12 protein-coding genes and 1 pseudogene are annotated in these 11,484 nt (G+C 69.1%); 4 read left to right on the top strand and 9 right to left on the bottom strand.

All coding sequences use genetic code 11. From position 1 onward, the window contains the following. From EOT10_RS07845 to EOT10_RS07835, 3 genes and pseudogenes are all read right to left on the bottom strand, one after another. The coding region (locus tag EOT10_RS07845) for a helix-turn-helix domain-containing protein (protein WP_148671505.1) at nt 1–235 on the bottom strand (235 nt) is incomplete at its 3' end. A gap of 169 nt (nt 236–404) precedes the next feature. After that, nucleotides 405–554: pseudogene (locus EOT10_RS07840) on the bottom strand (VWA domain-containing protein); the annotation flags it as partial. Between the two features lie 138 nt (nt 555–692). Beyond that, nucleotides 693–1,028 (bottom strand): cupin domain-containing protein, encoded by a 336-nt coding sequence (locus EOT10_RS07835; protein WP_127827307.1) that lies wholly within the window; start codon nt 1,026–1,028, stop codon nt 693–695. A 72-nt stretch (nt 1,029–1,100) separates the two neighbouring features. Between EOT10_RS07835 and EOT10_RS07830 the strand changes: the two genes are divergently transcribed. After that, nucleotides 1,101–2,036 carry a GlxA family transcriptional regulator gene (locus tag EOT10_RS07830; protein WP_127827306.1) on the top strand — a complete coding sequence of 312 codons (936 nt, stop codon included), beginning with the start codon at nt 1,101–1,103 and terminating at the stop codon, nt 2,034–2,036. 98 nt (nt 2,037–2,134) lie between these two features. Here EOT10_RS07830 and EOT10_RS07825 read toward each other — a convergent pair whose 3' ends face one another. After that, on the bottom strand, nt 2,135–3,340 hold the full coding sequence (locus tag EOT10_RS07825) for a hypothetical protein (protein WP_127827305.1): 1,206 nt from the start codon (nt 3,338–3,340) through the stop codon (nt 2,135–2,137). A gap of 127 nt (nt 3,341–3,467) precedes the next feature. Beyond that, nucleotides 3,468–4,301, bottom strand: a complete 834-nt coding sequence (locus tag EOT10_RS07820; protein ID WP_127827304.1) for a PIG-L family deacetylase — start codon at nt 4,299–4,301, stop codon at nt 3,468–3,470. 255 nt (nt 4,302–4,556) lie between these two features. Here EOT10_RS07820 and EOT10_RS07815 point away from each other — a divergent pair, with 255 nt between their 5' ends. The 3 genes from EOT10_RS07815 (at nt 4,557) to EOT10_RS07805 (ending at nt 7,088) form a co-directional block, all read left to right on the top strand. Continuing rightward, nucleotides 4,557–5,174 carry a TetR/AcrR family transcriptional regulator gene (locus tag EOT10_RS07815; protein ID WP_127827303.1) on the top strand — a complete coding sequence of 206 codons (618 nt, stop codon included), beginning with the start codon at nt 4,557–4,559 and terminating at the stop codon, nt 5,172–5,174. A gap of 5 nt (nt 5,175–5,179) precedes the next feature. Further along, nucleotides 5,180–6,364 carry an NADH:flavin oxidoreductase gene (locus EOT10_RS07810; protein ID WP_127827302.1) on the top strand — a complete coding sequence of 395 codons (1,185 nt, stop codon included), beginning with the start codon at nt 5,180–5,182 and terminating at the stop codon, nt 6,362–6,364. A gap of 205 nt (nt 6,365–6,569) precedes the next feature. Further along, the gene (locus tag EOT10_RS07805) at nt 6,570–7,088 is read left to right on the top strand and encodes a GNAT family N-acetyltransferase (RefSeq protein ID WP_127827301.1); all 519 of its coding nucleotides are present in this window, start codon (nt 6,570–6,572) and stop codon (nt 7,086–7,088) included. A 128-nt stretch (nt 7,089–7,216) separates the two neighbouring features. Here the strand turns inward: EOT10_RS07805 and EOT10_RS07800 are convergent, their stop codons facing one another. The 4 genes from EOT10_RS07800 to EOT10_RS41205 all read right to left on the bottom strand — a co-directional run bounded on the left by EOT10_RS07800 (nt 7,217) and on the right by EOT10_RS41205 (nt 11,354). Continuing rightward, nucleotides 7,217–7,744 carry a VOC family protein gene (locus EOT10_RS07800; protein WP_127827300.1) on the bottom strand — a complete coding sequence of 176 codons (528 nt, stop codon included), beginning with the start codon at nt 7,742–7,744 and terminating at the stop codon, nt 7,217–7,219. Between the two features lie 104 nt (nt 7,745–7,848). Continuing rightward, entirely contained in the window at nt 7,849–8,406 is a 558-nt protein-coding gene (locus tag EOT10_RS07795; RefSeq protein WP_127827299.1) for a nuclear transport factor 2 family protein, read from the bottom strand. Between the two features lie 203 nt (nt 8,407–8,609). After that, nucleotides 8,610–10,847, bottom strand: coding sequence for a penicillin acylase family protein (locus EOT10_RS07790; RefSeq protein WP_127827298.1), 2,238 nt, complete (start codon nt 10,845–10,847; stop codon nt 8,610–8,612). Between the two features lie 366 nt (nt 10,848–11,213). Then, complete coding sequence (locus EOT10_RS41205) at nt 11,214–11,354, bottom strand: hypothetical protein (RefSeq protein WP_189491307.1); 141 nt, start codon at nt 11,352–11,354, stop codon at nt 11,214–11,216. Nucleotides 11,355–11,484: the final 130 nt, after the last annotated feature.

The following is an 11,484-nucleotide window of genomic DNA, read 5'->3' as shown; positions in this document are numbered from 1 at the left end:
CCTGCTGCGACGAGAACGACCAGCGGCCCTGACGTTCCGGGGCGAACGCCCGGATGTCCTTGAGCTGTGCGGACTGCTGCCCGTACTTGATGCTCGTCTTCGAGACGTGTCGGTAGGCGTCGCGGCGTTCCTGCAGCGCACCGTTGTAGAGCGAGCAATGATCGCGCAGCATCTCGCCGAGCGCTGCCGCCTGGCCCACGGTGGGCCGCATGAGGAACTTGTACGCACGGATCATCCGACCCACCCCCCTTCACGTCGGTTCGTCGGTTCGGTCCTACTTCGCCAGAAGCGCCCTATCTGACCGTCACCGAAGAGACGAAGAGAACTCCGGCACTGCGCGCCTTCGATCCGAAGATGCGTTTCCCTCTCCGGCCGAAGCCGGGGATACCCACGCAAGATCAGGGATGGCCGAGGGTGTCCGACTCCGTCTTGAGCCCCGACACGAACTCGTCCACCACACGCACCAGTTGACTCTCGTGCGGACGCATCGAACCGGAGCAGTCCACTACCAGCGCGACATGATTCACCTTGTGCTGGATCCTGTTCACGGACATGCTGCTACTCCCTCGCCCCAGAGCCTGTCGAATGACTTCACTCTATGAGGGGGCACTGACAACGCCGTTTGATGCTCCATCAACCTCCCCTGCTGCCGCCGCTACTCGGCTCCGCCCATGGTCCGGTCCGACGGACCGCTAGCCCGCCGGGTAGAAGAGGAACAGCGTGCAGCCTGTGGTGGTCGAGGGCACGTGCCACGACCCGGCGGGGGCGTGCAGGAACGTGCCGGCCGGGTAGTCGCGTGCTCCGTCGTTGAAGGTGCCGGCCACCACGTAGACCTCCTCCGGGCCGGGCTCGTGGACGTCGCGGTGCGGCCAGGTGGAGCCCGCGTCCATCTCCAGCACGTGGGCGTGCGCGCCAGCCGGTCCCCGCCACAGGGGACGCAGCCGGATCCCGGGGAACAGCTCACGGACGGGGGATACATCGACAGAGACGGAGGTGTAACCCTCCTGCGTAAGGATCTCGGGGTGCATGCCTGCAACAGTGCCGTCCGTCGGCCCCGGCGGGACAGATCCTTCGATGACACCGTGGGGTACTTTCGTGCCATGCATCGCGTGGTGACCCTGGTGCGGCCGGTGCAGTCGACGTTCGAACTCGGCTGCGCCGTCGAGGTCTTCGGCACGAAGCGGCCAGGGGTGCCGCAGCACTACGCATTCGAGACGTGCGCGGAGACACCCGGCCCGGTGCCGACGACGGGCGGTTACGCGATGTCCGTGTCGCAGGGCCTGTCGGCGCTCGAGACAGCGGACACCGTGATCATCCCGGGCTGGCTGCCGGTGGAGGAGCCGCTCTCCGATGCCGTGCGCCGCGCGCTGCTGCGGGCGCACGCGCGTGGGGCGCGGCTGGTCACGATCTGCTCCGGGGTGTTCGCGCTGGCCCGCACGGGACTGCTGGACGGCCGCTCGGCCACCACGCACTGGGCGCGCGTCGAGCAGCTACGGCGTGAGTTCCCCCAGGTGCGTGTGGAGCCGGACAGGCTCTACGTGGATCACGGTGACGTCGCCACCAGTGCCGGCGCGGGCGCGGGGTTCGACCTGTGCCTGCATCTGGTCCGGCGCGACCACGGGGCCGCGTACGCCGCGCTGCTCGCGCGGCACATGGTGCTGCCGCCGCAGCGCAAGGGCGGCCGGGCGCGGTACGCGCCGCCTCCGCCGCCGGACGATGCGCTCGACGGCCTGCTCAGGTGGGCCGACGAGCGCCTCGGGACGCCGCTGTCGGTGGACGGCCTGGCCGCCCACCTCGGCGTCTCACGCCGCACCCTGGCCCGACGCTTCGCCGACCGGCTCGGCACGAGTCCGGGAGCGTGGCTGCTCTCCCGGCGGGTGGCCACGGCACGCACCCTGCTGGAAGAGACGGACTTGCCGGTCGAGGCGATCGCGGCCCGTGTCGGCCTCGCCTCGGCGGTCAACCTGCGCCGCCGCTTCCGCGCCCACACCGGCACGACCCCGGGCGCCTACCGGCGAGCGTTCCGGGCCCCTTGACCGGCCGGCCGGGCCCGTGCCGATGCGCGCAGTCGCGAAATGGCGTGAGCCACCGCACTGCGCCCACCCCAAGCGGTTGGCGGCCCGTGAAACTCAGGTCAGTGACTTGCAAGGGCGCCGCGCGCGTTCACGACCTGCGCCAGCAATCCGTAGTACTGACCGGTGCGGCTCTCGAAATCCACCCGTGCGGAGAGGCCGAGGTTCCGGTCGTCGGATGCGCGCAGCAGGTCGACGGATGTCTGGGCGAAACGGGCGAGGAGTTCTTCCTGTTCGGAGGCGGTGATGAGGGATCGCAGCTCGGTGACGGCGGAGCGGGCGCTCTCGCGCTGTTCCCGGCCGGCGCGCAGCATGTTGAGGTATCCGGATGCGGGTTCGGCCGCGGTGAGGACCGGTTCGAGTTCGCCGGCGAGTTCCTTGCCCCTGCGTGCCACCTGGTGGGCTTCGGCTCCCGCTTCCAGCAGGACGTGCAGGGCGACGAGCAGGGCGGCGGTGTGTGGTCCGGGGGTGGCGGGATCGAGGCGCCCCGACAGGGTGGCCTCGACATCGTCGGCGAGGCGACGGGCGGCGGTGTGGGCGTGTTCGGCCGAGCGGTCGCCCACGCCCATGTGTTCCAGGCCCGGCACTCCGGCGTCGAGTACGTCGCGCGTCGTGCGGACGCCGGCCGCCTCTAGGTCCCGTAGCGCCTGTCTGCCCGTCACTGTCCTGATCAGCTGCGCGACGGGGACAGCGGTCAGCTTCGCGTCGATCCGCTCTCGGCGCAGCGCGTTCCACGCCGCACGCACGGCGTCGCAGGCCTGCGCGTGGTCCCGGGCCACCTGGTCGGCCGCCTCGTACAACTTCCGTGCCCGCGCGAGGGTCTTAGGGCGCGCACCCGTGAGGCGTATCGCGCCACGGATGTTTCCCCCGACGAGACCGATGCCGATCAGGGCCAGCCCGAACAGCACGAGCGTGTCGGACAGGCCGTAGGGATCCTTCTCGTCGAGGGACGGCTCCAGGTCGCCCCTGTGTGGGCCTTCGGTGAACATGAACCCGGTCTCCCAGCCGTTCTCCATGCCCAGGATGCTGTGCGACGGCTTGAGCACCGCACCGCGGCCGGGATCGCAGAGGTAGGTGGCCTCACGCCGGCGACCCCCGTCGCTGTACGGGTCCTTCCAGCGAACCGTGCACCGGCCGTCGGGCTTCTCGCTGATCACGGTGAGGTCGATCTGCCGCGTCTCGGGATAGGACGCGTACAGGTACGCCGACCAACCGAACAGCAGAACGCCGAGCGTCAGTACCCAGCGAAAGAACGGCCTGTGCCGCATGGTCTCCCCCTTGCCACCCGGCCGATGCCCCGGCCGGCCCCGAGTGCATGATCTGCCTGTACGGCACATCTGCTCAAGTCCTCGGCGAGGGGCGACACATGGGGCGCAGAACACTCGCGTTCACATTTCAGCGCAGTCCGGCGAAGAGATCGTTCTCGGGTACGGCCGCGCCGGTGGCGTCCTTGACTCGTAGGAAGGTCTCCACGCCCATCAACTCGCCGAACCGCGCCTTGCCCATCTTGAGGAAGAAGATGTTCTCGCCCTGACTGGCGTGCGCGGCCAGCGCATCGAACTTCTGACCGCTGAACGCGGTGGTGTCCACCCACGTGGTGATCTCGTCGTCGGGGAGGCCGATCTCGGCCATCGCAGCGGCCTCGGCAGGGTCCGGCTCCGGCATGTCCTCATGAAACTCGCGCATGATCTCACCGAACCGCTGCATCCCCGAGCGGGGCATCGTCGTCCAGTACACCTTTGGTGTCAGCGCGGTCATCTCCAGGGCCGCCATCGTGATGCGGTGGGCCTGGATGTGGTCGGGGTGTCCGTAGAAACCGTTCTCGTCGTATGTGACGACCACATCGGGGCGGTAGTGCCGCATGAGTTCCGCGAGCCGGGCGGCGCCTTCCTCCACGGGCGTTTGCCAGAAAGATCCGGGGGCGTCGTTGCTCGGCCAGCCCATCATCCCGGAGTCGGCATAGTCCAGCATCTCCAGGTCGCTGACCTTCAGGACGCCGCAGCTCGCCTCGAGTTCCTGACGGCGCATCACGGCGACGGCCGCCGGATCGTGCCCGGGATCGCCCGGCTTGACACCCCCCGGTCCGTCACCGCAACCGCCGTCGGTACATGTCACGAGAACCGTGCGGATTCCTTCCGCCGCGTACCGCGCAAGGACCCCTCCGGTTCCGGTGGCCTCGTCGTCGGGGTGGGCGTGTACTGCCATGAGCGTCAAGGGCCGGTCAGTCATGAAAAGTCCTCCTGCATAAATACGTCGTCGTCCGAGTACGCGGCGGGCGTACCGCGATCCCGGGGCCCGGATCCTGGTGGAGCGGAGCGGACGACCTCACGGTCTCCGTGCTCTCCGCCACCGCGGCGCCGGTCCCTCGGTCGATGCAACCGTGCCGACCACACCGACTGTTCCCGTACCTCTCCCTTCGTCCACTGTCACAATTTTTCAATCACTGATTGAAAGGTCTCGCACTCTGTGCTGTCATGCCGTGCCATGGCCACTGATGCGACCCGGGCACGCCTGCTCGATGCGGCCGAGCGGCTCTTCCTCGAACAGGGGTATGAGCGTGTTTCGGTGCGTGCCGTCAACACTGAGGCGGGAATGAACCCCGCCGCGGTGCACTACCACTTCGGCTCCAAAGAGGGCCTGGCCGTGGCCCTGCTGCAGAGCCGGCTCGGCCCGCTCTGGGCGGATCGCCTGGCCGGGCTGACGCGGCGTCGGCACACAGGTTGGACCCCTGACGTGGCCGAACTCGTCGACGTGGTGGTCCGCCCCCTGGCTGAACTCGCCACCCGCCGCGAGGGACGCATGCTGCTGCACCTGCTGGCGCGCGTGGTGCTCCGCAGCCACGAGCTGCCCTTCGACGATCCATGGTTCCGCCACGACCCCTGGCGCGAACTGCTCCGCGCGGCCCGCCCGGACCTGTCGGCCCAAGAGGCCGAGGACCGCTGGCGGCTGGCCTTCGGCCTGCTGCTGCAGCTGTACGGCGAGCCCGCCGCAGACGTCGCCGACCTCGGTGCGGCGCCGCCTGTGCCTCTCACATCCGTGATCGCGTTCGTCACCGCCGGCCTTGACGCCCCGCCGGCCGGCTCCGATCCTCACGAAGGTTGATCCTCATGGCGCACACCGCTCCCCCTCCCCCGCCGGACGTCCTCGCTCCGGCCAGGCTCGGCCCCCTCACCCTGCGCAACCGGATCATCAAGGCGGCCACCTTCGAGGGCCGCACCCCCGACGCCCTCGTCACCGACGAGCTCATCGAGTACCACCGGCGCCCGGCCGCCGGAGGTGTCGGCATGACGACGGTCGCCTACTGCGCCGTGGCCCCGGAGGGCCGCACCGAGCGCCGGCAGATCTGGATGCGCCCGGAGGCGGTCCCGGGACTGCGCCGGCTGACCGACGCGATCCACGCCGAGGGCGCGGCCGTCTCCGCCCAGCTCGGACACGCCGGACCGGTCGCCGACGCCAGGTCCAACGGGCTGCCGGCGCTGGCGCCCGGCCGCCTGCTCAGCCCGGTCAGCCTGCGTCTGAGCAAACCCGCCACCGAAGCGGACATCGCCCGCGTCACCCGGGCCCACGCCGACGCGGCGCGCATCGCGATCGAGTCCGGATTCGACGCCGTGGAGATCCACTTCGGGCACAACTACCTGGCCAGCTCCTTCCTCAGCCCCAAACTCAACCGCCGCACGGACGGCTACGGCGGCAGCCTCGAAAACCGCGCCAAGGTCGCCCGCGGCATCGCACGCGCCGTACGGGACGAGGTCGGCGACCGGATAGCGATCACCGCCAAACTCAACATGGAGGACGGCGTTCCCGGCGGCTTCGGGATCGACGAGAGCATCGAGGTGGCCCGTTTCCTCCAGGACGACGGCTCGGTCGACGCGCTGGAACTCACCGCGGGAAGCTCCCTGCTCAATGCGATGTACCTCTTCCGCGGCGACGCGCCGATCAAGGAGTTCGCGGCGCACTTTCCGCAGCCCCAGCGGCTGGGCATCCGCCTGCTGGGCAAGCAGTTCCTGCGCAGCTACCCGTACGAGGAGGCGTTCCTGCTGGAGTCGGCCCGGCGGTTCCGTGCCGCACTGGACCTGCCGCTGATCCTGCTCGGCGGCATCACCCGCCGGGAGACGATGGACCGGGCCATGACCGAGGGCTTTGAGTTCGTGGCCATGGCGCGGGCCCTGCTGCGCGAACCCGACCTGATCGCACGGATCGCTGCCGACGGGGACGTACGGTCCTCATGCATCCACTGCAACCGCTGCATGCCGACCATCTACACCGGCACCCACTGCCCTCTGACGGACTGACCGCCCTCGCCTACGGGGCGCCGGCCAACCCGGCCGTGCTCAAGAACTGCCGCGCCAAAGCGGTACACAGGTATCGAGCAGGCCCACGTCGGCGCGCGGGCCGGGAAGGCACGCCCGTGCTCAGCGTGGTCAACTCTGACGGCACCACCACCGGTTACTCCTTCGAACGCGGCCGCCTCGTCGAACACCCCGAGGCGGCCGCAGCGTGAGCGAGCTCGCGGCCCAGGTCATCAGCACCCGGCAGCTCGACCTGCTGCCGCTGCACGTGGAGCACGCCGAGGAGATGGCCGCCGTGCTGTCCGATCCGGCCCTGCACACCTTCATCGGCGGCGCTCCGGACACTCCGCAAGCCCTGCGCTCGCGCTATGAGCGCATGACCGCGGGCTCCCCCGATCCGGCCGTCTCCTGGCTGAACTGGGTGACGCGACTCCGTGATGAATCCTGTCTGACGCGCACGGTCCAGGCCACGGTCGGACCCTCCGGCCACGGCCTCGTGGCCGAGATCGCCTGGGTGGTGGGTACCCCATGGCAGGGTCGAGGCATCGCCACCGAAGCAGCCCGAGGACTCGTCGACTGGCTCAGCGGACAGCCTGTGCACACCGTCATCGCCCACATCCACCCCGAACACCGGGCATCCGCCGCCGTCGCCACCGCCGCCGGGCTCACGCCCACGGACACCTGGCACGACGGCGAGCTCCGCTGGCACCGGAGCATGACGCGATAGCCCCCCGGTTCTACGGGCTCAGAGCGGCCGTGTCAGGTACGCAGGTACTCACGTGCTCAGGTGCTCACGTGCTCACGTGCTCACGTGCTCACGTGCTCACGTGCTCACGTGCTCAGGTCCTCAGGTCCTCAGGTCCTCAGGTGCTGCCAGACCGTCGGGTCGGTGCGGGGACCACCGGGGGTGTCCGCGCCGTACTTGGCGATCTCGGCGTCGAGGTCGAGGGGGCGGGTGGGAGAGGTCATGGCCGACAGTTCCGCGACGACCGCCTCATCCGGGACCAGCCAGCACACCTCGAAGTCCAGACCGTCCGGGTCGCGCGCATAGAGCGCCTTCGTGGAGGCGTGATTGCTCGCCCCGGTCAGCGCCCCGGCCTCCGCCAGGCGGACCTGCACGCGGCGCAGTTCGGAGAGGGTGTCGACCTCCCAGGCCAGGTGGTACAGCCCCACTCCGCCGGCGCGGTGACCGCCGGGCGCCGTGTCCTGGGACTGGAACAGCCCCAGATCATGGTCGTTGGCGGAGCCCGCCGCCTGCAGGAAAGCGGCGCCGGGAAACGCCTGCGGCAGCGCCCGGAACCCGAGGACATCACAGTAGAAGTCCGTGCTGCGCGCCACGTCGGACACGAACAACACGGCGTGGTTCAGGCGTTGGATCGGCATGGTCGGGTTTCCGTTCCGTTCACGAATCGATCGATGTGCGGTCGGAGAGAAGTATCCGACGGCGGTGATGTGGACCCTGCCGCAGCCTCGGCGGCGGCCGACTTCTACGACCGGGCAGTCCGGCGGACGCGGCGAGTGAGGATGTGCAGCGGGTCGGACCCGTCGCGCCGGGGCCGGGGCCCGTCCGCCTCGGGCGCCATGCGCACGCCGGCGTCACTGCGTGTCCATTCCCGGACCGCGAACCGCTCGACGATCGCCCACTGCCCGTCCCGCCGTGCCAAATGGTCGACGTAGCGAAAGCCGCTCGTGAAGTTGAGCCGCGCGTCGTCGGCCGGTGAGCCCCAGTGCACGGCCGTGCCGTACGTCTCCGCCACGGCTTCGTCGCCGAGCAGTTCGACGTAGTGATTGCCGATGATGTGCTGGGTACCGTCGAACGCCCGCAGCAGAGGTTCCAGCCACGCGATGTAGGCGTCCACCGGACCGCTGAAGCCGGTGTGGTGGTCCACTCCGTCGGGATGGTACGCGGAGCGGACCAGGTCGAGGTCGAGGCGGTCGACACCACGGCAGTAGCGCAGGACGACGTCATGGATCCGCTGCCGGTCGCTCAGTTCACGCAGTGACGCGGGCTCGGACGTCGGCGTGACGCCGGAGAACCGTTTCATCGGGGACATGAACGGGTCGCCGGTGAACGTTGAAGGTCCCGCACGGCGGAATCCTGTCGGATCAGGGACGAGCACAGCCCGGTTCGCATACCCATGACTCTACAAGCCTGAGCCAAGCAAATGCTAGGTCGGCCTGGTTCGGCGCGAGCCCAGCCCCGGCCGGGGCCCCGGTCCGTAGCCCGTCCCGGCCGGGGCCACCAGCCTCACATGCCTGGCCGGTACCTCCGCTCGATGTGGCCCTCGAGGTCGTCCGGGTAGAAATAGACCGGCCGCAGGTCGCCCTTCGCGTAGCGATCGGCCTGGTCGTTGAAGTGCGGTGAGTCGGGATGTCCGCTCGCGCCGCCCGCGGTCACCGCCCAGGCGCGCAGCCGCGGCCCGAACTCCACCACCGCCACGAAGCTGTTGCCGCTGGTGCCGTAGTAGCGCTTCGTTCCCGGGTAGGCCTTCGCTCCGAACGAGGCGAGGGATCCCCAGCGCGATGAGGCGAAGGGCACCGGGATGCTCGGCTTGGCGTCGTTGAACTGCTGGACGACGGCTCCGTCGTTGCGCTGGTAACGGTTGATGTCGCCCCAGGGCACCTGCCAGCTGCCAAAGTCCCGGACGAGCCGCCGGGTCGCCGTCTCCAGCGCCCCGAGGCGCTGCGTGTCACTGGCGCGGTCGGCGATGTAGTCCCAGACCGACATACGGGCATCGGCCGCCGCCTGGGACGTGAGCGCCCACATGTCCTCACCCCAGAAAACGGCCACGGACGTCGCGGTCGACTCAGCGGCCCACCTGTGGTTCCAGTCGCGCAGGAGCCTGATCGGACCAGCCAGCGCCGCCTTCTGGCCGTTGCCTTCGGGGAGTTGGTCCCACGCGGCGACCAGCCCGGGCAGCAGCCGCGCGAAGGCGGTCAGGTAGGGATCGAACGCGGCGGCGAGCAGCGTCTGCGGGGTGAAGTCGTCACGCGCGCCCAGCACTCGCTCCGCCTGCGGCCCTCGCGGGTTCTCGCCGACCTTGTCGAAGTAGCGTGGATAGTCGGCCGCCTTGGGACTGTCCGAACCGGCGGCGGTCCAGGGCCAGTTGTTCGTGTTGAACGCCCAGCCGTTCTTCGGGCTCACGACGTGCGGCATGCTGTCGAGGCTGTGCAGTCCGTGCCAGTCGGTCGCGGGATCGCTGCCGTCGACGGGCTTGAGGTAGTCGAAACGGTCGTCTCTCTTCGGCATGAACTGCGGCATCAGGAAGGCGATCTCGCCCTTCGAGTCCGCAAAGAGGGTGTTGTTCGAGCTGTTGGCCTTCAGGCCCGCCACCCGGAGATAGTCCGCGAAGTTGTCCGTCGTGGTTTGCAGGAAGCTCTGCTTGAGCGCCTCTATGGGCTTGTTCATGAGCGCACACGCGATCCACTTGCCGTCCGCCGCCTCGCGCACGATGGGCCCGTGATGCGTGGCGTACGTGGTGAAGCTCCGCTTTCTCTGTCCGCCGTCCTCGGTGCGGAAGGACAACGTGATCGTCTTCGTCGTGACGGGGCGCAGCTCGTCGCCGTAACGATAGAGCAGGGTCCCGTCGGCCCGCGTCACGATCGTCTCGGCGAACTCGTCGATGTTGTCGACGCCGCTCGATGTGTGCATCCATCCCGTGTGCGCGTTGAAGCCCTGGTAGATGAAGAACTGGCCCCAGGTGGCGGCACCGTAGACGTCGAGCCCCTCGCGGCTCGTCACGTGCTGTTCCGAGCGGAAGAAGAAGCTGGTGTGCGGGTTGATCAGGAGCAGCGCGTGGCCGTCCCGGGTGTGGCTCGGCGCGATCGCGAAGCCGTTGGACCCCGTGGGTTCGCGCAGCACGAGGCCGCGTTCCTCGTCGGTCATCGGCACGTCCCGCTCCGCGTAGAAGGCCTCGAGCTGGGTGAGCAGTACCGACTCGATGTCGCCGCCGATGCTGCCCTCCGAGAAGCTCAACGGCATCCACGGCTCGAACCGGTCGAGCACGCGCGGGCGCACCTCGGGGTGGGTCGCGAGGTAGTGGTTGAGCCCGTCCGCCCAGGCCTGCATCAGTGTGCGCAGCCACTGAGGACACTTCGCGTAATCCTTCTTCAGCGCCTCCGGATCGAGGTACAGCCGTTGCCGCAGGTCCTGCCAGATCGCGCTCTCGCCCTCGGCCTCGGCGAGGCGGCCCAGCGCGACGAGGTAGTTCCGTTCGACCCGGTTGAAGTCGTCCTCCGCCTGCGCGTACATCATCCCGAACACGGCGTCGGCGGTGGTCTCCCCCACGATGTGCGGAATACCCCAGTCGTCCCGCGTGATCGTCACCTTGGCGGCGTGTCTGCGCCGGCGGTCCTCATCGGACAGCGTCCGCTCCGGTGCCGCGAACGCGACTCCGGACGGCACCGCCGCCGTGGTCACGGCCAATCCGGCGGCCGTACGCAGCACACGCCGCCGGCTCACTCCCGTGTTCCGCGCCTGACTCATGAGCTGCTCCACCTTCCACTCACCCGGAAATCAACGGATCGTGCAGTTCACGCGCTCAGCGACTCACCTCCGAACCAACTGCCACGACAGGACGCACCCACACCTCCGGTGATCAAGCACACCGACAGTCCTATCCACCACACGGCTCACTGACAAGACCGCGATCAACAGTGAACGGACCTCGTCGCGCATCCGCCGAACCCGGCGCCAACTCCATGACCATTCCTGGTCGTTATGAGGTTTTCGGCGTCGTTACGAGGTTTCGGCCGACGGCGGAACGACCCGTCCCGGCATCTGGCAGCGAAAGGGGCGAGCGGCTGGCGATGCGGCTGCTCGCCCCAGGGGTGGGGGGTGCGGGCACCGCCCCTACTTGGTGTTGTGCGTGGGGTAGACCAGGACGTCGGTGTAGGCGCCCTTGACCTCCCCCGCGCCCGCGGGCCACTTCCCCCCGAGCCACCGCCCGCCGGCTTCGAGCCACCGTGATCCCCCAGAACTGGCGCGGTGCATGTGGTCGGAAGTATTTGCAACTCGCACCGAGTCACAGGGGGGTCCTCCGCGGCGTCTTCGTTCCGTCACAGGCCTCTCGACCTCAAGAGAGCCGGCCGGTGAGCCGAGTGCGCCACCCACAACGTCGCAC

The organism is Streptomyces antnestii, from assembly GCF_004005495.1.
In the GTDB taxonomy this organism is placed as follows: domain Bacteria; phylum Actinomycetota; class Actinomycetes; order Streptomycetales; family Streptomycetaceae; genus Streptomyces; species Streptomyces antnestii.
This window is presented reverse-complemented; position numbering and strand designations above follow the sequence as displayed.

Excerpts from the sequence above, each read along its gene's own strand:
- EOT10_RS41205 (WP_189491307.1), bottom strand. The coding sequence starts at position 11,354 with ATGCACCGCGCCAGTTCTGGGGGATCACGGTGGCTCGAAGCCGGCGGG.
- EOT10_RS07830 (WP_127827306.1), top strand. The coding sequence starts at position 1,101 with ATGCATCGCGTGGTGACCCTGGTGCGGCCGGTGCAGTCGACGTTCGAA.
- EOT10_RS07810 (WP_127827302.1), top strand. The coding sequence starts at position 5,180 with ATGGCGCACACCGCTCCCCCTCCCCCGCCGGACGTCCTCGCTCCGGCC.
- EOT10_RS07790 (WP_127827298.1), bottom strand. The coding sequence starts at position 10,847 with ATGAGTCAGGCGCGGAACACGGGAGTGAGCCGGCGGCGTGTGCTGCGT.
- EOT10_RS07815 (WP_127827303.1), top strand. The coding sequence starts at position 4,557 with ATGGCCACTGATGCGACCCGGGCACGCCTGCTCGATGCGGCCGAGCGG.
- EOT10_RS07835 (WP_127827307.1), bottom strand. The coding sequence starts at position 1,028 with ATGCACCCCGAGATCCTTACGCAGGAGGGTTACACCTCCGTCTCTGTC.
- EOT10_RS07795 (WP_127827299.1), bottom strand. The coding sequence starts at position 8,406 with ATGAAACGGTTCTCCGGCGTCACGCCGACGTCCGAGCCCGCGTCACTG.
- EOT10_RS07820 (WP_127827304.1), bottom strand. The coding sequence starts at position 4,301 with ATGACTGACCGGCCCTTGACGCTCATGGCAGTACACGCCCACCCCGAC.
- EOT10_RS07800 (WP_127827300.1), bottom strand. The coding sequence starts at position 7,744 with ATGCCGATCCAACGCCTGAACCACGCCGTGTTGTTCGTGTCCGACGTG.
- EOT10_RS07825 (WP_127827305.1), bottom strand. The coding sequence starts at position 3,340 with ATGCGGCACAGGCCGTTCTTTCGCTGGGTACTGACGCTCGGCGTTCTG.